This window comes from Cocleimonas sp. KMM 6892 (assembly GCF_035798195.1).
GTDB lineage: Bacteria > Pseudomonadota > Gammaproteobacteria > Thiotrichales > Thiotrichaceae > Cocleimonas > Cocleimonas flava.
In genome coordinates this window covers 120,142-144,667 of sequence record NZ_JAPFBV010000002.1, presented here as the reverse complement: position 1 = coordinate 144,667, position 24,526 = coordinate 120,142, and the positions used below count along the sequence as shown (strand labels likewise).

Here is a 24,526-nt window from a genome sequence, read left to right as displayed (position 1 = left end):
GCGTATCAGGAAATACGACTTAGTTTACACGTTGTTCGATTGTCAGTCTTTACGATGCTATTGAACTTATCAGTTAACAAGATAAAGGAGTTAGTTATGATTAATCTAGCCGTTATATTTTTAATAGTAGCAATTATCGCAGGTCTACTTGGACTTAGTGGAATCGCAGGAACTGCGACAAACATTGCATGGATTCTTTTTGTAGTTGGTTTAATTGTGTCATTGATTATGTTTGTTACCGGTCGAAAACCACATTAATCAACTCAATTAGAATAACCCCGAAAAAGAAAAAGCGACTTTTATAGTCGCTTTTTCTTTTGTTGATTTTTATTTTTTTATTAAAACATTTCAAAATAAACGTTTATTTATCGGAATCATTTTTATCTGAGAAATAATGCTCCATGGCTAAACCGATAACTGCGATTATGGTAAAAATAATTCCCAGAGTTTTAAATATCGATTGCATGCTGCCACCTTCCAGAAAGAAGAATCCAAGCAACCCGAAAGCCACAGCAAGTACGGCGTATGTTATTGAATAATATTTCATAGTATTTGTAATTTGATTATCGTTAAATTCCCAGTCTGTCCTAGCATAGCTAAGTCATTGTTAATAAGGTGTTAAAAGCACTTACATTTTCTATTTAAATGTTTGGATTCATTAACAAACATCTATATTTCCTGATGTAGTTCCTAATGTAATTCCTAATGAAAGTCCTAATGAAAGTCCTAATGTATCTTCATAATAAAACTTCAATACATCTTCAGTTATCAGCGCATGCGGTAAGAGATGTAAGTCTTGTCTTACACAATATGCCTAAGTGATAGACACACTGCTTGATGTCAGACATCACTTACAAATCCCCCATTAAAAACCCTACAGGGTTAACAGAGTTCACTGAATTCCTTAGTGCGTCTTCGGATGTAATATTTCACTCAACGTTGATTTTGTTATCGATTCACTTATTGATTCAGATGCAAGTACAGAACACTTATCAATGTTTTTAAAACATAAAGGACCTACTGAGTAAAGCCAATACATCTACCTCAGTTTTTCTAAATTTGAAATTATTAAACTAAAAGGAGTTTTGATATGGACACCAAACATGCATACATCAAAAAAATGAAAGCTCAACTGGATGAGCTTGAAGCGGATATTGGCAGATACCAAGCCAAGGCAGATCAGGCGTCAGCAGATGCGGAAATCGAATATAAAGCCAAGGTTGAAGAGTTAAAAGAGCAACGTACTGAAGCTAAAGAATGGCTTGATAAAGTCGCTGATGCTTCTGACGATGCATGGGACTCACTCAAAGATGGTTTTACTGATGCTTATGATCGTATGAAGAAAGTATTCTCTTAAACATAACATCAAAAGCATAAAAGTAGTCATCTATACCCTGGCATTCATTCATGTCTGCCAAGGTATATCTAAATAAATAGTAGTGCATATATAACTAGAAGGTAAATACCATGTTAGTAAATTTCAGTTACATCAATGGACAAAAAATATCCATGTTTGAAAAGGACGCTAAAGGCATGCTCGAAGTGATGGAAATGAGCGGGAAAATTCCAGGCGCAATGAACCCTGAAGATATTCCTACAGCTATCAAACTAATTGAAGAAGCTAGTAGCATTTCGCAGCAACAGCCTGAAACGGCCAATGATGCAAAAGCCAAGGATAATTCGGTCTCTTTCAAAAACAGAGCTTTTCCACTGCTTGAACTACTCAATATGGCCGTGGAGAAGAATCAATCAATTATCTGGGAATATGAATAGTTTACGTCCCTAACGTTAATTACCTTTTACTTTTTTTTATAACTTATACGTACCTTTTTAAACGTACTAACAAACTTCTTTTAAGGAGCAATTAAAAATGAATATTTTTGAAGCGTTAAGAAAAGACCATGACGTACAACGAAAAATAGCTGATGCAATCATTGAAACGCACGGCGACACATCAAAAAGAGATGAGATTTTTTCCGATTTGAAGACAGAACTTAAAGCTCATGCTGTCGCTGAAGAAAGGCACTTTTATATCCCGCTCATGGAACATGATTTAACACAAGAAAAGTCACGCCACAGCGTCGCAGAGCATCATGAGATTGATGAGATGATTGAGAAACTGGAAGAAACTGATTACAGCTCGTCTGCGTGGCTAGTAGAAGCCAAAAAGCTACAACATAGAATTCATCATCATTTAGATGAAGAAGAACAAGAAGTCTTTCAGATGGGTGGGAAAGTACTCTCCGACAAAGAGAAAACGGATTTAGCTTCTGAATATGATAAAGAAATGACGAGCCAAAAGAAAAAAGAATGGTAACCACTTCTTTCTTCTAAAAAATTTAACGTATTTTAAGGTCAAATCACTCATTTAATTAAATGATAAGGAGTAGAAAATGGGAATCGAAGTAGGAGGAATATTTGGTTTAATCGTATTGATTTTAGATATTCTGGCAATAATAAAAGTGATGAATAGCGGAACCAGTACCGGTGGTAAATTACTATGGACGCTAATCATCGTATTTTTACCAGTGTTAGGACTGATTATCTGGTTCTTTGCAGGACCAAAATCATAGAAAACGGTAATACGATTAATTTAGGCGAAAAAAAAGATCAATTAATAATAATTGATCTTTTTTTATAATTGGTGGGCCCGGGAGGACTCGAACCTCCGACCAATAGATTATGAGTCTACTGCTCTAACCAACTGAGCTACAGGCCCCAGTGGATTCAGAATTTTACTGATAACTTCTATAAAAATCTATATAAAAAATCAGTTTAAATGAATCCAATGAATAACAGGCTTTCACCTGCAAGATATAGCTTAAGATGCACCTATATCTTTATCCATTTCCAGGAAGCTGCGTAGCATATCTGATCGGCTAGGATGACGCAATTTTCTTAGTGCCTTAGCTTCAATTTGTCTAATACGTTCACGTGTCACATCGAACTGCTTGCCCACTTCTTCTAAGGTGTGGTCAGTATTCATATCGATACCGAAACGCATACGAAGTACTTTAGCTTCACGCGGTGTCAAACTACTGAGTACATCACGTGTACTTTCACCTAAACCAGTCGATGTTGCAGACTCTATTGGAGATTGAACATTGCCATCTTCAATAAAATCACCTAATGATGAATCTTCATCATCACCGATAGGAGTTTCCATTGAAATAGGTTCTTTAGCTATTTTCATAACTTTACGAACTTTATCTTCTGGCATTTCCATCTCAACCGCTAATTCTTCAGGTGTACCTTCGCGGCCTTTTTCCTGTAGAAGTTTACGAGAGATACGGTTTAGTTTGTTGATAGTTTCTATCATGTGCACTGGTATACGGATCGTTCTAGCCTGATCCGCAATCGAACGCGTAATAGCCTGACGTATCCACCATGTTGCATAAGTCGAGAATTTGTAACCGCGACGATATTCAAACTTGTCTACAGCTTTCATCAAACCGATATTTCCTTCCTGAATCAAATCGAGGAATTGTAAACCACGGTTGGTGTATTTTTTTGCGATAGAAATAACCAAACGCAAGTTAGCTTCGACCATTTCTTTCTTTGCACGGCGAGCTTTCGCTTCACCTACTGACACAATGCGATTGATGTCTTTTATTTGTGTCACACTTAAGCGAGTTTCTTTCTCAATCTTTTGTAATTGTATTTGATTGAAAATAATATCTTCTTTAAATGGCTCTAGACTTTCCTGAAACTTAGGTTTGCTTTCAATATATTTATCAAGCCAATCAGTATCAGTTTCATTTTTAGGGAAGCTACTAATAAAGTCTTTCTTCGGCATTGCTGCTTTTTGAACACAAAGCTTCATTATCTGACGTTCATATCCACGAATACGCTCGATAATCGCATGCAGTTGACTGCCAATTTCATCAATGACTGGCTGAGTTAATTTAAACTCAAGCATCTTACGCGCTTGTTCCTGACGAACTCTTTCGTACTCTTCGTAGTCATCGTTCTCACTTGCCTGACAAGCTTGTACATAAAGCTCATTTAGCTCAGCGAATTTCACTTGAGCAATTTCAGGATCAGGACCTGTATCTTCTAATTCTACTTCTTCTTCATCCTCATCATCGACATCACCATCTTCTGCTGCCTCTGCAGCTTCAGCTGCTTTTTTCTCTGCAGCTTCTTTTGATTCTGGAGTGACAATAGGTGCTGGCTCTGGAATAACGTGACGTTCTGCATCAGGGTCAACAAAATCTGAAATCAAATCAGTAAGACGCTTCTCTTCTGTTTCTACTTTGTTGTAGAAATTTAATAAGTATTCAGTTGAAGCCGGGAATTCAGATAAAGCCGTAAGTACTTCGTACAGACCTTCTTCTATACGAATCGCGATTTCAATTTCGCCTTCACGCGTTAATAGTTCTACGGTTCCCATCTCACGCATATACATACGTACAGGGTCAGTCGTTCTACCAAAGTCATTATCAACGTTTGTTAGTGCTGCAGCGGCTTCTTCAGCGGCATCATCATCAGCTTCAGTCGCTTCTTCGGTTAGAACAAGACTGTCTTCATCAGGAGCTTTTTCATAGACTTTGATACCCATGTCGCCGATTGTCGTTACAATCTCTTCGATTTGCTCTGGGTCTACTATCGAATCTGGAAGGTGATCATTTACTTCTGCATAAGTTAAGTAGCCCTGCTCTTTACCTTTAAGGATAAGCAGTTTCAAACCTGACTGACTTTGCACTGCTACCGACTGGCTTGTACTTGCCTCGTCAGTCTTTGTGCTACTATCAGCCGTCTGTTGTTCTTTATTAAGTTCTTCTTTACTCATATATTTTTTATCGCGCCTTTAACGCTCTTCCTAATGTAACAATAAAAACATCTATGATGTTTATAATGCAGATACTGAACACTTTACATATAAAAAAATCAGTCAAACAGTATACCACAGTCTTACCACTCTACAATGTATCCATATTGAGAGAGTATTGATATTTATGACAACTACTTGATATTCATCCACCAACTGATAATCATCTTAAATGAAATATTGTGACGAAAATCGAAAACTAAAGAGAGGCTTAGCTATTTTTCAGATAAACAAGCAATGATTGCTTCTCTGACTCACTCAAACCCTCTGTGCGTTCTTTATGGAGCAAACTTTCAATTTTTCTCTCTTTGGCCCTTTTCCGAATTTGTAGCAAACAATCCTTAAATTCATCACTGAGTATAGCCATATCATCAGATTCAGGCTGCCATTTCATTAATTGAATTAGCGGGGCTTCAAATTCGGTATTTTTCCATCTATCCAGGAGTGCCACAGGCTTAATATCGGGACTCTCTTGAATTGCTTCAATGAGTGTAGTCAATAAATCTGATCCTGGCAGTTTTGATAATGCAATTTCTTCAATATTTTCAATTAACTTGACTAATGTCGGCTCTGAAAGTAATAAACTAATCGCATATCTTATTGGCGTCTGACTAACGCTTCGGTTATTAAGACGAGAGCGGCCAGACTTTGGTTCACCCATAGACTGATCTTTCGGTGAATTATTTGACGAGATTTCTCGCTGAAACAACACTTTTTTATCAACGTTTGTCATATCGGATAAACGTTGCACTAATTGATCTTTAATTAATGTATCCGGCATTTTCGTTAAGAGTTTAGCCGCTTCTTTTAAAAAACGTGTTTTGCCTTCATCCGAGGTAATATTAAAACGTGAATGCAAATTCTCAACGAAATAAGCGGTAAGTGAATCCGCTTGTTGATAATTTTCTTCAAATGCATCCTTACCAATTTTTCTGATTTGCGTATCAGGGTCTTCACCATCAGGTAAGAACAAAAATTTAATCTCTTTGCCATCTTGCATAACGGGCATCGCGTTTTCTAAGGCTCGCCAGGCTGCTTCTTTACCTGCGCGATCACCATCAAAGCAGAATATGATTTCTGGAACAGCTCTAAACAACTGTTTGATATGTTCTTCCGTAGTTGCTGTCCCTAATGTAGCAACGGCATAAGAAACACCAAATTGTGCTAAGGCAATAACATCCATATAGCCTTCAACAACAATGATCCGATCCAGTTTTTGTGTATTAATTCTGGCTTCGTACAAGCCATATAACTCTCTACCTTTATGGAAAACGGTGGTTTCTGGTGAGTTTATATATTTAGGTAAATCATCACCTAACACTCGTCCACCGAACCCGATCACCTGACCTTTACGATTTCTGATAGGAAACATAATACGATCACGGTATCTATCGTAAGTTTTTCCGTCATCTTTTTTGATGACTAGACCAGAGTCTACAAGCTGTTGTTCTGCATACGATCCTTTAAAGTGATTAAGCAGATGATCCCAACCATTTAAAGAGTAACCAATATTAAAACGCTTACTGATTTCACCGCTTAGCTCTCTGCCTTTTAGATATTCAATAGCAGCGGGTGAGCCTTTAAGTTGTAACTGGTAATACTGATTAGCATCATCCAGAAGTGTGTACAGGTCTTTACTTCTCTGACGTTGGGCTTCACTTGGTGCTCCCTTCCCTCCTTTTTCTCGGGGTACTGTAACCCCCATAGAATCTGCTAACGACTCTATTGCTTCAACGAAATCTAAATGCTCATATTCCATCAAGAATGAAATCGCAGAGCCATGCACCCCACAACCAAAACAGTGATAAAACTGCTTATTAGGGCTTACGGTAAAAGAAGGTGTTTTTTCATTATGAAAAGGACAACACGCAGTGAATTCGCGCCCCTTTTTTTTGAGTGGCACTCTCGCATTGATCACATCAACAATATCTGCGCGCGTCAGAAGATCGTCAATAAATTCACGAGGAATACGTCCAGATGCCATAATCAGGTTTCTTGATAACCTCCCACAATAAATCCGGGAAGTTGAATATTTAAGTCACCCCCCTACTTATAGGGGGTTTTTTTAGGATACAGAATGAGTTTAGCGAAATTTCTTATAAAAAAGCTAAAAATAAACAGTTAACAGGCAAAGGTCTTATCTAGATAAACTGGTATAGCCCATCAAGTACTCATCGATAGAGACCGCACACTGACGCCCTTCACGAATTGCCCAAACTACCAAAGACTGACCACGACGCATATCACCAGCAGCAAACACTTTTTCTAGTGACGTATAATAAGCGTTCTCGCCTTCAGTTGTTCCTTTGACATTACCACGTGGGTCAAGCTCGAGCTCGAGCTCTTGCAACATTCCTTCATGCACAGGGTGAACAAAACCCATCGCTAAAGTAGCAACATCAGCTTTCAATTCAAACTCAGAACCAGCTACTTCTGACATTAGCCAAGCACCGTTCTCGTCTTTATCCCAAGATACTTTGACACATTTTATTGCTTTAAGATTTCCATCTTCATCACCAACAAATTCTTTTGTGGCAACCGAGAATAATCTTTCACAACCTTCTTCTTGCGAAGATGATGTGCGCATTTTATTTGGCCAATCTGGCCATACCAGACCCTTGTCTTCTTTTTCTGGCGGCTTCGGCATAATTTCTAATTGAGTTACAGATGCCGCATGATGGCGAATTGATGTTCCAATACAATCTGATCCTGTATCACCACCGCCAATAACAACAACATGTTTGCCTTTTGAAGAGATTACCTGATCTTCTCCGTGAACGCCCTGCACCCACTTAGTGTTTGCTTTAAGATAGTCCATTGCGAAATGTACACCTTTTAAATCACGCCCGGGAATTGGAAGATCACGAGGCTTTTCTGAACCACCAGTGAGTGCTATCGCATCAAACTCAGCCAGTAATTTCTTTGCTGGAATATCTACACCGATATTCGTATCGGTTTTGAATTCAACACCTTCGGCAGCCATCTGCTTCATGCGTCGATCAATGATTTTTTTATCAAGTTTGAAATCAGGTATACCAAAACGCATCAAACCACCAATGCGTGATTCCTTTTCAAACAAAACTACATCATGGCCAGCACGTGCTAATTGTTGCGCCGCAGCCATTCCAGCAGGACCAGAACCGACGACAGCAACTTTCAGTCCTGTTTTATTTTTGGCAATTTCTGGTACAACCCAACCGTTTTCAAAGCCTTTATCGATAATGGCAGCTTCAATCGTTTTTATCGTAACAGAGTTATCATTGATGTTTAACGTACAGGATTCCTGACAAGGTGCCGGACAGATTTTACCGGTGATTTCCGGGAAGTTATTGGTAGAGTGCAATGTTTCAAGTGCATCTTTCCATTCACCGTGATAGACCTGATCATTCCAGTCTGGAATCAGATTATTAACCGGACAACCACCCTCTGGACCGTCGTGACAAAATGGTATGCCACAATCCATACAACGTGCACCCTGAGTTTGTAGCTCTTCATCATCTAGCGGAATAACAAACTCGTGAAAGTTAACAATGCGTTCTTCTACGGGTTGATATGCTCTATCTTGACGATCAAACTCTTTAAATCCTGTGACTTTTCCCATTTTTTCAACTACCTATCTAACGTTATTTCTACTATTTATCGAAATGAATTTTAAACAATAAGCAAAAATTCATTTCTCAATACCCACTCACAATAAGATTTTTACCTTCTTAAGCTGCTACCTTCTTTGATCTTTGACCTTCAAGGGCTTTGCGATAATCAACGGGCATTACTTTGATAAATTTGGGTAAGTTTTCTTCCCAATTATCCAAAATACTTTGAGCCAGTTTAGAGCCTGTGTATTTTTGATGGTTTTCAACCATTTGCTTCAAGCGTGTTTCGTCTGCTTGTAATAAGTCTGCGATATCAACATTGCCGCTATCTGGGCTTAAGTTTTCTAGTTCCACCATTTCGGTGTTACATCTTCTAGAGAATTCATTCTTCTCATCAAAAACATAGGCAATACCACCAGACATACCCGCAGCGAAGTTACGCCCTGTTTTGCCTAAACAAACCACAACGCCACCAGTCATGTATTCACAACCATGATCCCCGATACCTTCTACAACGGCCTGGGCACCTGAATTACGTACACAAAAACGTTCTCCACCAGAACCATTAAAATAAGCCTCACCAGAAATAGCACCATAAAGTACGGTGTTACCAACAATGATATTGTCTTGATGATTATCTATTTTGCAATCTGCCGGAGGGTAAATAATGATCTTTCCACCTGATAATCCCTTGCCAACATAATCATTACCTTCACCAGATAACTTAATGGTAACGCCTTTGGTTACCCAAGCGCCGAATGACTGCCCTGCTGTGCCCGACACATTAATGCTAATTGTGTCTTCAGGTAATCCCTCGTGACCATAATTTTCTGCGACACGACCTGACAACATTGTTCCGAATGTACGGTTATGGTTATGGATATCAATATCGATAACAACTTTTTCGCCATTTTCTAAAGCAGGTTTAGCTTGAGCAATAAGCTCGTTATCCAGTGCTTTTTCGATACCATGATCTTGTCCCATCGTATGATGTTCATCCGCATGTGAGTCTGCAACTGGCTTAGTGAGGATTTTGCTGTAATCGAGACCTTTAGCTTTCCAGTGATCAATGGCAGATTTCATGCGTAACTTGTCAGATTGGCCAACCATTTCTGAAATAGTTCTAAAGCCTAGTTTCGCCATAAGCTGACGCATCTCTTCAGCAACAAAGAAGAAGTAGTTAATAACGTGCTCAGGCTTACCCGTAAACTTCTTACGTAATTCAGGATCTTGTGTTGCAACACCTACTGGACAAGTATTTAGATGACATTTGCGCATCATGATACAACCTTCAGCAATCAATGGAGCCGTGGCAAAACCAAATTCATCAGCACCTAGAAGTGCAGCGATAACAACATCTCGTCCTGTACGTAAACCACCGTCAGCCTGCACACAAACTCGACTACGTAATTTATTAAGTACCAAGGTTTGATGCGTTTCAGCTAAACCAATTTCCCAAGGTGATCCTGCATGACGCAGTGAAGTCAAAGGCGAGGCCCCTGTACCACCATCATATCCAGAAATTGTTACATGATCGGCATGAGACTTGGTAACACCTGCTGCAACTGTACCGACACCTACTTCAGATACTAGCTTTACAGAAATACGTGCTTTGGGATTCACATTTTTCAAATCGTGGATTAACTGAGCCAAATCTTCGATTGAGTAAATATCGTGATGTGGTGGTGGAGAAATCAAACCAACACCGGGTGTAGAGTGACGTACTCGACCTATTTGCTCATTTACTTTATGACCAGGCAGCTGCCCACCTTCACCAGGCTTTGCCCCCTGCGCCATTTTGATTTGCAAATCATCTGCGTTTACCAGATATTCAGTAGTTACACCAAAACGCCCAGATGCGATTTGCTTGATAGCCGAACGCTGAGGGTTCATCGATCCATCTTCTAGTGGATTGAATCTCGATGCTTCTTCACCGCCTTCGCCCGTATTTGATTTACCACCAATCTGATTCATGGCAACCGCTAAGGTTGAATGTGCCTCGTGAGAGATACTTCCAAAAGACATAGCACCTGTAGCAAAGCGTTTGACAATCTCTTTAGCTGGCTCTACTTCATCTATTGATATTGGATTTTCTTCAAAGTTGAAATCCATTAATCCGCGAAGCGTTAATAAGCCTTCAGATTGCTCATCAATCGTTTTTGAAAATTCCGCGAAACTCTTCGCATCGTTACCACGTACTGCATGTTGTAACTTAGAGATAGTAACTGGCGTCCAGATATGTTTTTCACCACGTACTCGATAGGCGTAGTCACCACCGACATCCAGATGTTTTTCATATAGTTTCTTGTCACCATAACCACGCGAATGACAACGTCTGGCTTCTCTTGAAATTTCTTTTAAACCAACACCTTCAACAGTGGTAGATGTACCCGTAAAGTATTCTTCAATAAACTCTGTTGATAATCCAACAGCATCGAATATTTGAGCACCACAATAAGATTGATAAGTACAAATACCCATCTTCGACATAACTTTCTTTAACCCTTTACCAACGGCTTTTATGTAGTTTTGTTGTGCAGTTACTTTATCAATGTTTGGATCAAACTTTCTGTAATTATCATCAACAGTTTGTAATGCAAGCCATGGATTAATCGCTTCTGCACCATAACCTGCTAGCGTTGCAAAGTGATGTATCTCTAATGCCGCACCGGTTTCAATAACAAGCCCCGTATTTGTACGTAAACCATTCTTAATTAAATGATGATGCACGGCTGAGGTAGCTAGCAATGAAGGTATAGCCATTCTTTCAGCAGACATACTTCTGTCAGAAAGGATCAAAATATTGTAATGACCACCTTCAACAGCTTCTTTCGCTTGATCACATAACGACTTAAGTGCTTCTCTCATACCACCGCCTCTTAGCGCGGAGTCATAAGTCATATCCAGTGTTTTGGTGCGGAAATCATCACCAGCATGATCATTGATTTTACGTACAGTCGATAACTGTTCATTAGTCATGATTGGCTGATTAATTTCAAGGCGCATACTGGAGCCACGGTTATTGTGACCCAGTAAGTTTGGACGAGGACCAATCAGGCTCACCAAAGACATCACGATCTCTTCACGAATCGGATCAATCGGTGGATTGGTTACTTGAGCAAAATTCTGTTTGAAGTAATTCGACAAGTGACGAGCGCGATGAGACAACACAGCAACAGGACTATCAACACCCATTGAACCCGTTGCTTCCATGCCGTCTTTAACCATTGGTTCCAAAAGGAATTTAATATATTCCTGCGTATAACCAAAAGCCTGTTGCTGTTTCAGCAACTCCCCAGGATCCAAGTCTTCAGGGATATCGTTATCGCCAAAAATCTCACAGACTTTAATCTGGTTTTCATCCAACCATTGGCTGTAAGGATGAGAAGTTGCAAGATCTGTCTTTAACTCATCATCAGAGATAACTCTGCCCTGCTCCATATCAATCAGGAACATTTTGCCAGGCTCTAAACGCCACTTCTTAATGATTTTATTTTCAGGAATATCCAACACACCCATTTCAGATGCCATCACAACCAGATCATCATCTGTGATTAAATAACGAGCAGGACGTAATCCGTTACGATCAAGCATGGCGCCAATTTGACGACCATCACTAAATGCAACCGCAGCTGGGCCATCCCATGGTTCCATCAATGCAGCGTTGTATTCATAATAGGCAACGCGATCCTTATTCATGTGATCATTGCCATTCCAAGCCTCAGGAATAAGCATAGTCATGGCTTCGGTTAATGAATACCCACCGGCAACCATCAGCTCTAACGCATTATCAAGACAGGCTGTATCTGATTGACCTTCTGGAATAACTGGCCAGATTTTTTCTAAATCATCACCCAATAATGTTGATTTCATTGAAGACTGACGTGCTGCCATCCAGTTTACATTACCGCGATTAGTATTGATTTCACCATTATGTGCAATCATTCTAAACGGATGAGCCAGGTTCCAGGTCGGGAATGTATTCGTTGAGAAACGTTGATGTACAAGGGCCATCGCAGATTTTACACTAGGCTCAACAAGGTCCTTATAATACTCGCCCACTTGTTCTGCGAGTAACATACCTTTATATACGATGGTTCTTGATGACATGGAACAGATATAGAAGAATCGACTTCCATCGACTTCGTCTGAATCCACTCTGGCAGTTAAAATTTTGTGGATGACAAACAGCTTACGCTCGAATTCATCCTGATCTTTAATATCATCACCCCAGGCAACAAACACCTGAAATACTGCTGGCTCAGTTGGCTTTACTGATTCGCCAAGACCACTAGAGTCAACCGGCACCTGACGCCAACCAATAAAACGTTGACCAATTTCTTCTATAACACTTTGTACAAGACCTTTAAGCTCTGCACGTTGACGCCCGTCTTTAGGCATAAACAGCATACCTACGCCGTACTTTCCAGACTCGGGTAAATTAAATTCTGTGGCATCGCCCTGAAAAAACTCATCAGGAATTTGCATTAATAAACCAGCACCATCACCTGCTTTTGAATCAGCACCAACCGCACCACGATGTGTAACTCTTTCAAGAATGGTAAGACCTTGCTCGACGATACTATGGCTTTTTTCACCTTTAATATGTGCAACAAAACCTACACCACAAGCATCATGCTCATTGTTTGGGTCATACAAACCTTGTTTTCCGGGAAGGGTATTCATGCTTTCTTTTATTATTGGATTAGATAAAGCATCAGCCTTAAGGTCTGAGTTCGATTTCTTAGCTTTTGAAGCTGGTGTAGCAATAGTGCGCATAAATTTCCTCGGCAGATCCATCTAGAAAAGTCTATTAATTCTGATAGCGTTTAATTAATGACTCACCCAAATAAGCCCTTGAAATTAGGGATTTGGGTTAAAAAGGGGCAAGCAGTATACCAGCTTTTTGTAAGCTTCATATACCTTCAAAGGCATAATATCCTATTAGACATTTAATAGAGATTATTACGTTGCGGTTTGATTGTACTATTATGAAAGCAAATAATAAAAGTAATTTATTATATATAACCTCAATAACCATAGGGTAATTGCATGTTTCCTTCTAAACAGATTCAATCACTTTATGGTTCTTTCTTTTTAGTTTTTTGACCAAATCACGACCGACAATCGTTAAAAACTTATTATAGATTTTTATATTTTTTTGCTCGAGTTTATACAAATCTTCATGGGTCCAATAGGCCACTATCACAGCATCTTTGGCAAACACATCTGCAGACGCTGTTTGCTTACTCATAAAACTCATTTCACCGATGAAGTCACCACTCGCAATAGAAGCAATCTCTTTATTAGAAGAAATCACAGAGGTATTGCCGCTTAGTAACAAGAATAGCTCATTGGTATCCTGACCTTCAGACATTATTTTATCCCCTGCTTTATAGGCATGATAGGGATTGGTCATAATGATTTTTTTAAATTCGCGCGTAGTTAAGGTAGTAAACGCTTCTTTGTAAATGCCTTTAATCTCATCTGGTAACATCACAGTACTTTTATTGAATAAGATCATTCCGGCATGATATGAATTAATTAGAAAATAAGCCGCATTCCAGCCAGCCATAGAAGTTAGACCCAAGCTTACTCCCGCCAGGATATATAGAAGAGCTGCGATGATTAAAAACACCCTTAACCATAAAATATTACTAAACACATAGGCAGCAAAGCTAAACACAGCTGCAATACTGTATAGATACTCACCTGAATCAGGCGCAAAAAACAAATCCATATTTATAAGCCCATCTAATACTTCAAAATGTTATCTATTAATAGTAGAAAACCAATTAATAATCTTAATTATCTATAGCCACCCCCCACCTTTGAGGGCTTTTTTTGTTTGTGTGACCGAGAAATTACTATGTTAAAGTTAGCCCCAATGAATAGACCTCAAACACATTTAGGTAGCTACCAACAAGCCATTAGGCTTTTTTGGAAAGAGCTATACACAACTGGCGGCAAGACATTATATAGCCAACAACACTTTGGACCAACTAAACCAGACTGGATAAACATAGAACATGTTTTTCCCATGGCATGGGTCGTAAAAGCGTTGAAATGCAAAGACCGCAGAGACTGCCGTAGCAATTCTACCAAGTTTAATTACATTGAATCGGACATGCACAACCTGTTCCCCAGTCGACGGGATTTGAATATGCTCCGGGCAAGCCATCGCTTTGGCTCGATCAGTCACACAAAACCAGCAAAAGCAGACAATATTGATCGCGCAATTAAAGGCGAAATCAGGCTAATCGGCTCCTATGACATCAAGATAGACAATAAGAAAAGAATGGTAGAGCCAGCACCCGCAAGCCAGGGGGAAATTGCCCGTGCGATGTTTCACATGTCAGCAACATACAAACTGAAATTATTTTCCAAACAAGCTCAAACACTCGCTTACTGGAACAAGGTTGACCAACCCAGCAAGGAAGAAAAACGCCGCAATGATATTATTGAAAGCTTGCAGGGTACTCGAAACCATTTCATTGATTACCCAGGCGAAATTGAAGACCTGATATAAAGATGCTTATCCGCGTAATATTGCATTCACCCCCCCCTACTTTCAGGCACTTTTTTACTATTTAAAAACACATATCAATTTTTCATCTGACTTATTCGTAGTTTTATCTTCAAAGTTAGAAAAAACTGCAAGAGTTCGGTATTATGCGCAACAAATTTACTGGACCAATCAAGGTCAAATTAGGACCCAAGCAAGGTCGAACCAAGGTTACATTATGAGAAAAGGAATCATCCTAGCCGGAGGCAGCGGCACACGTCTTCACCCACTCACTCAAGTTGTCAGTAAACAGCTCATGCCTGTTTATGACAAGCCTATGATTTATTACCCGCTGACGGTTTTAATGTTATCAGGTATCCGTGATATTTTGATAATCACAACGCCACACGACAGCGAACAATTCCAAAAACAATTGAGTGATGGCTCACAATGGGGTTTGAATATCCAGTATGCCGTTCAACCTGAGCCAGAAGGACTGGCACAAGCATTTATCATTGGTAAAGAGTTTGTTGGCAATGACCCTGTCACCTTAATCCTTGGTGATAATATTTATTACGGCGAAGGATTATCAGAAAGATTACTGACACTGGCGAAAAAAGATCAGGGAGCCACCGTTTTCGGTTATTACGTCCGTGACCCTGAACGCTATGGCGTAGTTGATTTTGATAAAGATGGACTGGCACTCAGCATTGAAGAAAAACCAGAAAAGCCAAAATCAAATTATGCGGTAACCGGTTTATATTTTTATGATAATGATGTCCTGGACATAGCGGCAAATATTAAGCCGTCTCCACGCGGAGAACTTGAGATAACAGACGTTAATCGCGTCTATCTTGAACAAGGTAGATTAACTGTAGAAATGCTTAAACGCGGCACAGCTTGGTTAGATACAGGCACTCATGCTTCTTTGTTAGATGCGGCAAATTACATTCGAGTGATTGAAGAACGTCAGGGGCTAAAAATTGCCTGCCCTGAAGAAGTTTCATGGTTTATGAACTATATCACCACAGAAGAGCTACTCAGCCTCGCCAAACCATTACAGAAAAGTGGATACGGCCAATATTTAATTGATATCGTGAATGCAGGTTTGCACCAGCAGTGATACAGGCAGTGGAAAACAACGAGAAAAGTATGAAAGACAGCAATCTATTGCAGTGCAGAATTTGTGATAATGATGATCACAACACTATCTATAAAGTTCGGGAAATGATGCTCGGTCTTCGAGACACTCACAATTACTTCGAATGCGCTGATTGCGGTTGTCTGCAGATAGTAGAAGTTCCTGAAAACATTCAAGACTACTACCCCAACGAAGACTATTACTCATACGACGAAGTAAAAGCCACCAGCGGCTTTAAAGGTAAACTTATTCGCAGTAGAGATCGCTTTGCAGCAACCGGCAAAGGTATCCTAGGCAACATCATGCAGCAGTACCAGCCGCATGACAAACTACCTTCATTAAGACACGCGAATGTCACACTTGATTCAAAGATACTTGATGTAGGCTGTGGTGCTGGACACCTGCTACATTCAATGAAAGAAGCTGGTTTTAAAAACCTACTCGGCATCGACCCATTTAACAAAGAAGACATCCAATACGATAATGGCTTAACCATCGCCAAAAATTCTATTCACGATCTTCCTGCCAGCAACGAAAGTGATAAAAAGTACGGCACTGAAAACGGCTGGGACTTAATCATGTTCAACCATTCCTACGAACATGTTTATGATCAGTTTGAAGTACTAGAAAAAACGTATGACTTACTCAAGCCAGGTGGAATATGCATGCTACGTATTCCTACCGTTACTTCATGGGCATGGCGCCATTACGCGGAAGACTGGGTTCAACTGGACGCACCAAGACACTTATTCCTTCATTCACTTAGAAGCATTCATATCCTTGCAGAGAAAACTGGCTTTGAACTGGATGAAGTCATTTACGACTCATTTGCTTTCCAGAGCTGGGGTAGTGAGCAATATAAAAAAGACATCGCATTGCACGATGAAAATTCCTATGCGATTAATCCCGAAAAATCCATTTTTAGCAAAGAAGATATAAAGGGATTCGAAGAACACAGCAAGGTTCTAAATCAATCAAAAGCGGGCGATCAGGCTGCTTTTTATCTGAAAAAGATATAATTCGTGAGTAAAAACAAAAAGCCAAAAGTACTGGCGATCGCATCCCCCGGTGGGCACTGGATTCAGCTGAATAAAATCTGCAATCCGTTGGAGGATCGATTTGATTTAACCTATGTCACGCCCGGATCTGAATACGCTTCTGCAGTAAAAAACTCACGCAAAGTATTAAACGTGACCGATGCCAGCGCGGACAGTAAAATTAAATTAATCCCGCTTGCCTTCCAATTACTCTGGATATTCATCAAGGAACGCCCTACTGCGATTATCTCTACAGGTGCAGCGCCCGGCGCGATTGCATTTTTACTCGCTAAATTTTTACCTATCAAAACCATTTGGGTCGATAGTATCGCCAATGTTAGTCAAATTTCGCGTTCTGGTCGTATGGTCATGAAACATGCTGACAAAGTGATTACCCAGTGGGAACCATTGAGTGATGGTGAAAAAGTCGTCTATAAAGGCTCAATACTATGATTTTTGTAGCAGTAGGCACTCAATTCTCATTCAATCGACTCATCGAATACATGGACGATTGGGCCGCAGAGCATGATGAAAGCGTCATCGCACAAATCAGTGACGGAAGCTACACACCCAAAAATATGGAGTGGGAACGCTTTCTCAATGGCGAACAATATAATAAGAACATCAAAGAAGCCTCGGTGTTTGTTTCACACGCCGGAATGGGCAACATTATCAGTGCACGTGAACAACAAACACCCATTATTGTGATGAATCGACAATTTAAATTGGGCGAACATCGAAATGATCATCAGGCCGATGGGCTAAAGTGGATGGGTAAATTAGATGGTGTTTATACCGCGAGCACTCAAGAAGAATTAAACCAACATTTAAGTCACATAGAGAAGCTTCAACTTAAAAATACCAATAGCACAGTAGGCAATCAAAATCTGACCGATTATATCGCTGATTTTATCAACGACGATTTAACAAAGTAGCATTACAGTCATGAGTGCTCTTAAAAAGCTATTCAGCAAAGTATTAAATAACCCGCTGCTCAAACAGAGCTTATGGTCATTGATTGCAAGGTTTGTTGGCGTTGCTTTAAATTTTCTAGTCGTAATGATTATCACTAATCAACTACCAAAATCATCTGCTGGTGATATTTTACTGTTAATGACATTTATTACAGGTATTGCGTTAATCAGCCGGCTTGGCATCGATCAATTATTAATGAAAGAAGTTGCCAGCGCTCACCAGGAAGATCTTGATTTTCATGAAGGGTTCTTTAAAGCCAGTTTGAAAGCAGTTTTGTTTTTATCATTTATTTTCATGGCTTTATGGGCGCTATCTAGTCATTACATTCAGGCTAACTTCTTTTTTGATCATATTGCTAATAGCAACATTAACGAGAAGCTACCAAACGTTAGTATCACTGAATTAGTCGTAGCCAGCCTAGGCATCTTGTTTTTTAATCTGGTCATTTTAAACAGCACTTATTTGAAAGCGATTAAAAAAACGGTGATGGGTGTACTCGGCCAAAATGCACTCACAGCGATCACTTTTTTAGTATTGATTGGATTATTCTGGAATTACTTTTCAAAAGATCAGTATGTGTTTTATATCTATACCGCGTCCCTAATGTTGGCGGGAGTTATTGCAATTATCTATACGTATCGATCATTTGCCAATAAAACCGCAATAACTACATCAACCACAGAAACACCTGACAAGCTGCTGGAAACAGTCTCTAAAACAACTACACCCCCCCACTTATACGCACTTATTTCAAAGTCGCTACCGTTAGCACCCGTATCGATTATTTCTTTTCTGATGATATTTACTGATACCATCATGGTTGGCTGGTTTTTAGCCAACGAACAAGTCGCTGAATACAGTGTTGCTTCGAAAATTTCTTATATTGTTTTATTTTTCTTACAGGCGATGGAAGCAACCATTTACCCCAGATTATTAAATATATTTAGCCATAACAAAGATAAATTACATTCATTTTTCTGGCAATCAACCGCTTTGGTCATTACTGTCGTTCTGTCTGTCACTGTTTTCATGTATTTATTATCAGATTGGATTTTAATAGCCTTCGGTAAAGAATATGATGTGGCGAAATCCGCATTAGGACTTTTATTAATCGCACAGCTTTTCAGAGCAGCAACCATCACCTTTTCGTTTATGTTTATTATCCGTGAAAAAGTAAGATATCTAAATTACATACTTGTCACTGCTTTTGTAGTGAATGTTGTGTGTAATATTATTTTTATCCAGAGCCATGGTATTGAAGGCGCTGCTTTTGCAACACTGGTAGCGAATGCCACATTACTGATTTTGATAATCGCACTATTCGCAGCACATAAACTATTAACACTTCCTAAAGAAGCCACTCAGCCATGATCATTAGACTTCTTGCCATTTTGTTCGTAATTTCCATATTCATTCCTGTAGAATTCCATATTTTAGCTGGCAGCCTGCGATTAGAAGCTTATCGCCTAGTCCTAGCAGTGGTGTTAATTTATGGTTTTATCAATATCAACCAGATATTGAAACAGGCCAATTTGGTCGATATTTTACTGTTTTTCTTTGTGATATTGGCAACCGCCAGCCTTATCTACAACCACGGATTGAAAGATGGCATCGAATCGGCAGGTATTCTCATTATAGAAATACTCGGGTCTTTTTATCTAGCCCGGCTGTTTATCACTACCCCAAAAAGTTATTACGAAATCAATATGTGGTTTGCTACTATTTTGGCGATATTACTCGTATTCTCCTTGTATGAGGCCTTTGCCAAACATCGTATTTTGCACGAGTGGGCCAAGGTAATAACCGGCAATGATTCTTTAGATTACCGTTTGTATACTCATTACTATATCCGAATGGGCATTATGCGAACCACCAACCTGTTCGCTCACCCTATTTTGTATGGCACAATCGGAGCGATATTCTTCCCCTTTATCGTGCTTTTAGTTGCTTATAAATTCAAACTCGGCAATGCCATTAAAGCGGTTGCCATATTTATCGGGATGGTAACCACACTCTCTTCAGCACCTCTTCTTTCAGTGGCATTCCAAGCAATGACTGCAGTACTTACGCGTTTCTGGCATGGCGGCAAACGCTTTTGGTTTGGCTTTGGTTTTCTTGCTATCTCTGGGATGATATTGATCAACGCACTGTCTAATCGTGGTTTCTTTGCGATCCTTATTTCATACCTGACCTTTAACCCGGTTACAGGCTACTATCGCTTACTCCAGTGGCAGTACACGATGGATGATATTAAAGAACATCCATTATTTGGTATTGGCCTGCATGACTGGACTCGTCCAGAATGGATGAATAACAGTATCGATAGCTTCTGGTTATTAATGACACTTCAGCATGGCATTATTGCCAGCTTCATTTTACTGTTCTTGTGTCTATACGCCGTGTTCCACATGCTCAACAGATTACATAAATTCCATCCTGCTACTCGCTGGATGATTCGCTCATGGATATTGGCATTCATGTCACTTATTCTTATCGGTTTTACCGTCGATTATTTTGGTAAGATACAACCATTATTCTTCTTTATTCTAGGCTCAATTGGCTGGGCAAGTAATCATCAGCAAATGAACCAGATCATTAAAAGAATGACACAAAGATTAAGAGCAAAAAAACGAAGCACACAGGGACACTCATGAGAGCCAGATTTATCAACCAGAATATGTTTATGGTACTTGTGAGAATCCGTAACTCACTACTTTATGCAAGAACCTGGTATTACCGAACTGTCTACGGAATGGATATTGCTAAAGATGTGCGACTATCATTCAAGTCACGAATAGATAAAACCAATCCGAAAGGTTTAACCATCGGCGAAAAAACCATGGTTACCTTTGATGCGATTGTGCTTTCTCACGACTATGCCTCGAGAAGACATGCGGCAAGAACAGTAATCGGGACGCATTGTTTTATAGGCTGCGGATCTATTATCCTACCCAACGTCACTGTTGGTAATCACGTCATTGTGGCGGCTGGCAGCGTTGTAACGACCGATGTTCCGGATAATTGTATTGTTGCAGGAAACCCAGCCAAAGTTATAAAAACAGGTATAGATACAATTGCTTACGGAATGTTATCTGAAGAATATTTAGCAACACAAGATGCCATAGCAGAGAAAACAAATGAGCAAGATTGATATAATTTTAGTCTCGTACAATACTGCTGAATACACAAAACGCGCTATAGCATCAGTCTACGAAGAAACCAAAAAGACTTCTTTTCGAATTATCATGGTCGATAACGACTCGAAAGATAATTCGGTAGAATTAATCGCTTCAGAATTTCCTGAAGTTGAAATCATCCAGACCGGCGCCAATCTTGGTTTTGCTGGTGGCGTCAATGTTGGTACAAAAGCGAGTAATAGTGAATATATCCTGTTACTCAATCCCGATACCGTGATTCTGGAAGGCGCAATCGACAAGCTTTTTGAATATGCCCTGAGTACACCAAAAGCTGGCGTTTGGGGTGGCATTACACTGAATAACGATTTAAGCCTTAACCCTAATAACGCACGTGCTAGATTATCTTTTAAAACACTGTTATTCAGCGCCTTGGGATTAAGCAAAGCCTTTAACAAAAGCTGCTTTTTCAACCATGACAATTACGGTTGCTGGGACAGAAAAAGTGAACGCGAAGTCGATGTAGTGACAGGCTGTTTCTTTTTGACACCCCGCCACTTATGGGAAGATTTACAAGGCCTCGATGAAACCTTTTTTATGTACGCAGAAGAAGCAGATTACTGCATAAGAGCAATCAAAAAAGGCTATCAACCACGTGTTACCCCTGATGCTAAAATCATTCATCATGGTGGTGTCAGCGAAACGAATTTATCGGGCAAAATGCTGAAACTGTTAAAAGGCAAAGCTGAACTGATCAACAAGCACGCTAAATCCTGGGAAAAGCCGATTCATAAAGGTTTATTGCAGTTACATGTTCTAAACAAACTACTCTCATTGAAACTTTTATCTCTATTCAAAAAAGATAAATTAGAAACTCTTAAAGAGTGGCAAACCGTTTACAAACAGCGCAATGAATGGCTTAAAGGGTATCGTTAATGGCCACAGTAATTGTACCTGCACACAATGAAGCCAGTGTCATTGAAGACTGTCTGAACAGCATTATCAACCAATCAGGTATCGATAATATAATCGTCGCTTGCAATGGTTGCACAGACAATACGGTTGAGATTGTTACAACTAAATTCCCCAGCGTCACTTGCCTCGACATTGAAAAACCTTCAAAAACCAATGCGCTAAATGTCGCTGAAGAAAAAGCCAAGGCATTAGGCATAAGTTATCCTATTTTTTATATCGATGCCGATACTCAACTCAGTGAAAACGCCATCCAGCATATTTCACAAGTGATGGATACAGGTGACGTTTTGCTCTCGGCACCTACGCCTATCATTAAAACTGACAAGTCATCATTTTTAGTGAAGACCTACTATAAAGTCTGGACCAATCTTCCCTATATCAAAGAAGGTGTAATCGCCACCTGCAGCTTTATCGTAAGCGAGGAAGGCAGGCAACGATTTGACAAGTTTGCTGATGTCATTGGTGATGATGGTTATATACGTTGTCACTTCAAAAACAAGGAAATAGCAAATATCAAAGGTGCTGAAATTTATATTACTGCCCCTAAAGATATTTTCTCTTTAATTAAGATAAAAACAAGAGCCCGATTAGGCAATATGGAATTGATCGCTAAAGACAAATGCCCGGTTCGCGAAGAAAAACATTATGGCAATGTCATGAAAGAAAGATTATTTAGTAAGAACTTTTTCTCCACTTCCATCTACATAGCAATAGCTCTGATTATTCGAGTACGTGCAAATGCTCAATTTAAAAAGCTCAGCACGTATACATGGGAAAAAGACACGTCTTCACGATAAAACACATTTATTCGTTTTTTATCTAGTTAAACAGCTTAGTTTCTATGATAAAGAGCAGAAATAAGTAAATAATATCTATATAATTACTAGCTGAACATTTACCAGCTGACTCAATAGCTTGCAACGGAAAGGAAACCTAATCTGTGGATGATAAACATATTAGTTCAGAACTTATCTATCGTACCGTAGATATTCTGATTATTCTTTTCACACTATTTCTCGGTTCACCCTATACAAATTTTTATAATTTAGAAGGCTATATCATCGCAGGATTAAGTGCGATTGTTATATTTGGCCTTGTCGGTCGATTTACCGATATCTACACCTCTTGGAGTGGCAGACCTCTTAAAGACGAAGCCCTGCGAATTACCATGGCGTGGCTGATTACCTTCCTTTCATTGGTCTTTATTGCCTTTGTTACTAAAACGACTGAACAGTTTTCACGTGTTGTACTGGTTGCCTGGTTAATCGCGACCCCGGTTTTATTAATTCTGGCGCGATTCTTACTGCGTCAGATTTTTGCTCACTTACGCAGAATGGGAGTCAATAACCGCAGAGTTGTTATTGTAGGCATGACTCAAAATGGTTTGCACTTCGCCCGTGATCTCGAGAACAGACCAGAATTTGGTTATCACGTCGCTGGTTTTTATGACGATAGAAAAGATCGCGTCCATAAAGAAGTACTCAACCATTATGCACACCTTGGTAGCTTCGATGATCTAATCATTGCCGCTAGAAACGGCGAATGGGATCAAATTTATATTGCCCTGCCGGTTGAAGCTCGTAAACGTATGTTGAAATTGCTCAATGACCTTTCGGACAGCGCAACACCCATTAGACTTCTTCCGGATTATTTCACGACTAATCTGTTACACAGTAAATTTATCGAAATCGCAGACAACCCGGTTCTCTGTATTTATGATTCACCTTTCTCTGCTGATCACGCATTTATCAAACGAATCGAAGATATCCTATTAGGCAGTATCATCCTAACCATGATATCTCCCATTCTATTGGGTATCGCATTAGCGGTGAAATTAACATCAAAAGGCCCTGTGCTGTTTAAACAATCGCGCTACGGTCAAAATGGCGACAAAATACGAGTATGGAAGTTTAGAACAATGACCGTTTGTGAAGATGGTGATGAGGTCAAGCAAGCAACTCGCGGTGATTCGAGATACACCAAGATTGGTGAATTCTTGCGTAAAACCTCTTTAGACGAGCTTCCGCAGTTTTTTAACGTACTCCAGGGAACAATGTCTATTGTCGGCCCACGCCCTCATGCTGTTGCCCATAATGAGCAATACAGATCAATTATCCCAGGTTATATGCTTCGTCATATGATCAAACCAGGAATTACCGGCTGGGCTCAAATAAATGGCTGGCGTGGAGAAACCAATACGGTTTATAAAATGCGCAAACGTGTAGAGTTTGATCTTGAATATATGCGCGAATGGAGCCTATGGCTCGATCTTAAGATTATATTCTTAACCATATTCCGCGCTTTCACAGATAAAAACGCGTACTAATCCAACCTC

The 24,526-nt window shown here is 39.7% G+C and carries 22 protein-coding genes and 1 tRNA gene; 16 read left to right on the top strand and 7 right to left on the bottom strand.

The annotated features are described in order from the left end of the window. Positions 1 to 96 precede the first annotated feature (96 nt). Positions 97 to 258 carry a DUF1328 domain-containing protein gene (locus OO007_RS06230; protein ID WP_131905607.1) on the top strand — a complete coding sequence of 54 codons (162 nt, stop codon included), beginning with the start codon at positions 97 to 99 and terminating at the stop codon, positions 256 to 258. A gap of 103 nt (positions 259 to 361) precedes the next feature. Here the strand turns inward: OO007_RS06230 and OO007_RS06225 are convergent, their stop codons facing one another. Beyond that, on the bottom strand, positions 362 to 547 hold the full coding sequence (locus OO007_RS06225; RefSeq protein WP_131905608.1) for a DUF1328 domain-containing protein: 186 nt from the start codon (positions 545 to 547) through the stop codon (positions 362 to 364). A 543-nt stretch (positions 548 to 1,090) separates the two neighbouring features. On the opposite strand from OO007_RS06225, the gene OO007_RS06220 reads away from it, so the two are divergent. The 4 genes from OO007_RS06220 to OO007_RS06205 all read left to right on the top strand — a co-directional run bounded on the left by OO007_RS06220 (position 1,091) and on the right by OO007_RS06205 (position 2,573). Then, the gene (locus OO007_RS06220; protein WP_325808154.1) at positions 1,091 to 1,357 is read left to right on the top strand and encodes a coiled coil domain-containing protein; all 267 of its coding nucleotides are present in this window, start codon (positions 1,091 to 1,093) and stop codon (positions 1,355 to 1,357) included. Positions 1,358 to 1,467: 110 nt separating this feature from the next. Next, the gene (locus OO007_RS06215; RefSeq protein WP_325808153.1) at positions 1,468 to 1,773 is read left to right on the top strand and encodes a DUF1840 family protein; all 306 of its coding nucleotides are present in this window, start codon (positions 1,468 to 1,470) and stop codon (positions 1,771 to 1,773) included. Positions 1,774 to 1,870: 97 nt separating this feature from the next. Continuing rightward, entirely contained in the window at positions 1,871 to 2,317 is a 447-nt protein-coding gene (locus OO007_RS06210) for a hemerythrin domain-containing protein (protein ID WP_325808152.1), read from the top strand. Between the two features lie 76 nt (positions 2,318 to 2,393). Then, positions 2,394 to 2,573, top strand: a complete 180-nt coding sequence (locus tag OO007_RS06205; protein ID WP_131905611.1) for a PLDc N-terminal domain-containing protein — start codon at positions 2,394 to 2,396, stop codon at positions 2,571 to 2,573. Between the two features lie 69 nt (positions 2,574 to 2,642). On the opposite strand, the gene OO007_RS06200 is transcribed toward OO007_RS06205, so the two are convergent. From OO007_RS06200 to OO007_RS06175, 6 genes are all read right to left on the bottom strand, one after another. Beyond that, positions 2,643 to 2,719, bottom strand: a tRNA-Ile gene (locus tag OO007_RS06200). Between the two features lie 102 nt (positions 2,720 to 2,821). Beyond that, entirely contained in the window at positions 2,822 to 4,792 is a 1,971-nt protein-coding gene (gene rpoD, locus OO007_RS06195) for an RNA polymerase sigma factor RpoD (protein WP_325808151.1), read from the bottom strand. Positions 4,793 to 5,042: 250 nt separating this feature from the next. Continuing rightward, entirely contained in the window at positions 5,043 to 6,815 is a 1,773-nt protein-coding gene (gene dnaG, locus OO007_RS06190; RefSeq protein WP_325808150.1) for a DNA primase, read from the bottom strand. Between the two features lie 153 nt (positions 6,816 to 6,968). Beyond that, the gene (locus tag OO007_RS06185; RefSeq protein ID WP_131905614.1) at positions 6,969 to 8,432 is read right to left on the bottom strand and encodes a glutamate synthase subunit beta; all 1,464 of its coding nucleotides are present in this window, start codon (positions 8,430 to 8,432) and stop codon (positions 6,969 to 6,971) included. A 109-nt stretch (positions 8,433 to 8,541) separates the two neighbouring features. Beyond that, positions 8,542 to 13,203 (bottom strand): glutamate synthase large subunit, encoded by a 4,662-nt coding sequence (gene gltB / locus OO007_RS06180; protein WP_325808149.1) that lies wholly within the window; start codon positions 13,201 to 13,203, stop codon positions 8,542 to 8,544. Positions 13,204 to 13,486: 283 nt separating this feature from the next. Further along, positions 13,487 to 14,164 carry a cyclic nucleotide-binding domain-containing protein gene (locus OO007_RS06175; RefSeq protein WP_131905616.1) on the bottom strand — a complete coding sequence of 226 codons (678 nt, stop codon included), beginning with the start codon at positions 14,162 to 14,164 and terminating at the stop codon, positions 13,487 to 13,489. Positions 14,165 to 14,293: 129 nt separating this feature from the next. On the opposite strand from OO007_RS06175, the gene OO007_RS06170 reads away from it, so the two are divergent. The 11 genes from OO007_RS06170 (at position 14,294) to OO007_RS06120 (ending at position 24,517) form a co-directional block, all read left to right on the top strand. Further along, positions 14,294 to 14,953 carry an endonuclease gene (locus tag OO007_RS06170; protein ID WP_325808148.1) on the top strand — a complete coding sequence of 220 codons (660 nt, stop codon included), beginning with the start codon at positions 14,294 to 14,296 and terminating at the stop codon, positions 14,951 to 14,953. A gap of 214 nt (positions 14,954 to 15,167) precedes the next feature. Further along, positions 15,168 to 16,052, top strand: coding sequence for a glucose-1-phosphate thymidylyltransferase RfbA (rfbA, locus tag OO007_RS06165; RefSeq protein WP_131905618.1), 885 nt, complete (start codon positions 15,168 to 15,170; stop codon positions 16,050 to 16,052). A gap of 29 nt (positions 16,053 to 16,081) precedes the next feature. Beyond that, a complete protein-coding gene (locus tag OO007_RS06160) occupies positions 16,082 to 17,089 on the top strand; it encodes a class I SAM-dependent methyltransferase (RefSeq protein ID WP_325808147.1) in 1,008 nt (335 codons plus the stop codon). Positions 17,090 to 17,092: 3 nt separating this feature from the next. After that, positions 17,093 to 17,560, top strand: a complete 468-nt coding sequence (locus OO007_RS06155; RefSeq protein ID WP_131905619.1) for an oligosaccharide biosynthesis protein Alg14 — start codon at positions 17,093 to 17,095, stop codon at positions 17,558 to 17,560. Continuing rightward, positions 17,557 to 18,042, top strand: a complete 486-nt coding sequence (locus tag OO007_RS06150; RefSeq protein ID WP_299875360.1) for a glycosyltransferase — start codon at positions 17,557 to 17,559, stop codon at positions 18,040 to 18,042. The genes OO007_RS06155 and OO007_RS06150 overlap by 4 nt, the downstream gene beginning before the upstream one ends. Positions 18,043 to 18,052: 10 nt before the next feature. Further along, positions 18,053 to 19,453, top strand: a complete 1,401-nt coding sequence (locus OO007_RS06145; protein WP_325808146.1) for an oligosaccharide flippase family protein — start codon at positions 18,053 to 18,055, stop codon at positions 19,451 to 19,453. Next, positions 19,450 to 20,736, top strand: a complete 1,287-nt coding sequence (locus OO007_RS06140) for an O-antigen ligase family protein (RefSeq protein ID WP_131905622.1) — start codon at positions 19,450 to 19,452, stop codon at positions 20,734 to 20,736. Before OO007_RS06145 ends, OO007_RS06140 begins: the two co-directional genes overlap by 4 nt. Then, entirely contained in the window at positions 20,733 to 21,233 is a 501-nt protein-coding gene (locus tag OO007_RS06135) for an acyltransferase (RefSeq protein ID WP_131905623.1), read from the top strand. Before OO007_RS06140 ends, OO007_RS06135 begins: the two co-directional genes overlap by 4 nt. Continuing rightward, the gene (locus tag OO007_RS06130; protein WP_131905624.1) at positions 21,220 to 22,152 is read left to right on the top strand and encodes a glycosyltransferase family 2 protein; all 933 of its coding nucleotides are present in this window, start codon (positions 21,220 to 21,222) and stop codon (positions 22,150 to 22,152) included. Before OO007_RS06135 ends, OO007_RS06130 begins: the two co-directional genes overlap by 14 nt. Next, a complete protein-coding gene (locus OO007_RS06125) occupies positions 22,152 to 22,988 on the top strand; it encodes a glycosyltransferase (protein WP_325808145.1) in 837 nt (278 codons plus the stop codon). The genes OO007_RS06130 and OO007_RS06125 overlap by 1 nt, the downstream gene beginning before the upstream one ends. Before the next feature lie 143 nt (positions 22,989 to 23,131). Next, the gene (locus tag OO007_RS06120; protein WP_325808144.1) at positions 23,132 to 24,517 is read left to right on the top strand and encodes an undecaprenyl-phosphate glucose phosphotransferase; all 1,386 of its coding nucleotides are present in this window, start codon (positions 23,132 to 23,134) and stop codon (positions 24,515 to 24,517) included. Positions 24,518 to 24,526: the final 9 nt, after the last annotated feature.

Coding starts and splice junctions, on each gene's coding strand:
- OO007_RS06230 (WP_131905607.1), top strand. CDS start 97: ATGATTAATCTAGCCGTTATATTTTTAATAGTAGCAATTATCGCAGGT.
- OO007_RS06225 (WP_131905608.1), bottom strand. CDS start 547: ATGAAATATTATTCAATAACATACGCCGTACTTGCTGTGGCTTTCGGG.
- OO007_RS06220 (WP_325808154.1), top strand. CDS start 1,091: ATGGACACCAAACATGCATACATCAAAAAAATGAAAGCTCAACTGGAT.
- OO007_RS06215 (WP_325808153.1), top strand. CDS start 1,468: ATGTTAGTAAATTTCAGTTACATCAATGGACAAAAAATATCCATGTTT.
- OO007_RS06210 (WP_325808152.1), top strand. CDS start 1,871: ATGAATATTTTTGAAGCGTTAAGAAAAGACCATGACGTACAACGAAAA.
- OO007_RS06205 (WP_131905611.1), top strand. CDS start 2,394: ATGGGAATCGAAGTAGGAGGAATATTTGGTTTAATCGTATTGATTTTA.
- rpoD (WP_325808151.1), bottom strand. CDS start 4,792: ATGAGTAAAGAAGAACTTAATAAAGAACAACAGACGGCTGATAGTAGC.
- dnaG (WP_325808150.1), bottom strand. CDS start 6,815: ATGGCATCTGGACGTATTCCTCGTGAATTTATTGACGATCTTCTGACG.
- OO007_RS06185 (WP_131905614.1), bottom strand. CDS start 8,432: ATGGGAAAAGTCACAGGATTTAAAGAGTTTGATCGTCAAGATAGAGCA.
- gltB (WP_325808149.1), bottom strand. CDS start 13,203: ATGCGCACTATTGCTACACCAGCTTCAAAAGCTAAGAAATCGAACTCA.
- OO007_RS06175 (WP_131905616.1), bottom strand. CDS start 14,164: ATGGATTTGTTTTTTGCGCCTGATTCAGGTGAGTATCTATACAGTATT.
- OO007_RS06170 (WP_325808148.1), top strand. CDS start 14,294: ATGTTAAAGTTAGCCCCAATGAATAGACCTCAAACACATTTAGGTAGC.
- rfbA (WP_131905618.1), top strand. CDS start 15,168: ATGAGAAAAGGAATCATCCTAGCCGGAGGCAGCGGCACACGTCTTCAC.
- OO007_RS06160 (WP_325808147.1), top strand. CDS start 16,082: ATGAAAGACAGCAATCTATTGCAGTGCAGAATTTGTGATAATGATGAT.
- OO007_RS06150 (WP_299875360.1), top strand. CDS start 17,557: ATGATTTTTGTAGCAGTAGGCACTCAATTCTCATTCAATCGACTCATC.
- OO007_RS06145 (WP_325808146.1), top strand. CDS start 18,053: ATGAGTGCTCTTAAAAAGCTATTCAGCAAAGTATTAAATAACCCGCTG.
- OO007_RS06140 (WP_131905622.1), top strand. CDS start 19,450: ATGATCATTAGACTTCTTGCCATTTTGTTCGTAATTTCCATATTCATT.
- OO007_RS06135 (WP_131905623.1), top strand. CDS start 20,733: ATGAGAGCCAGATTTATCAACCAGAATATGTTTATGGTACTTGTGAGA.
- OO007_RS06130 (WP_131905624.1), top strand. CDS start 21,220: ATGAGCAAGATTGATATAATTTTAGTCTCGTACAATACTGCTGAATAC.
- OO007_RS06125 (WP_325808145.1), top strand. CDS start 22,152: ATGGCCACAGTAATTGTACCTGCACACAATGAAGCCAGTGTCATTGAA.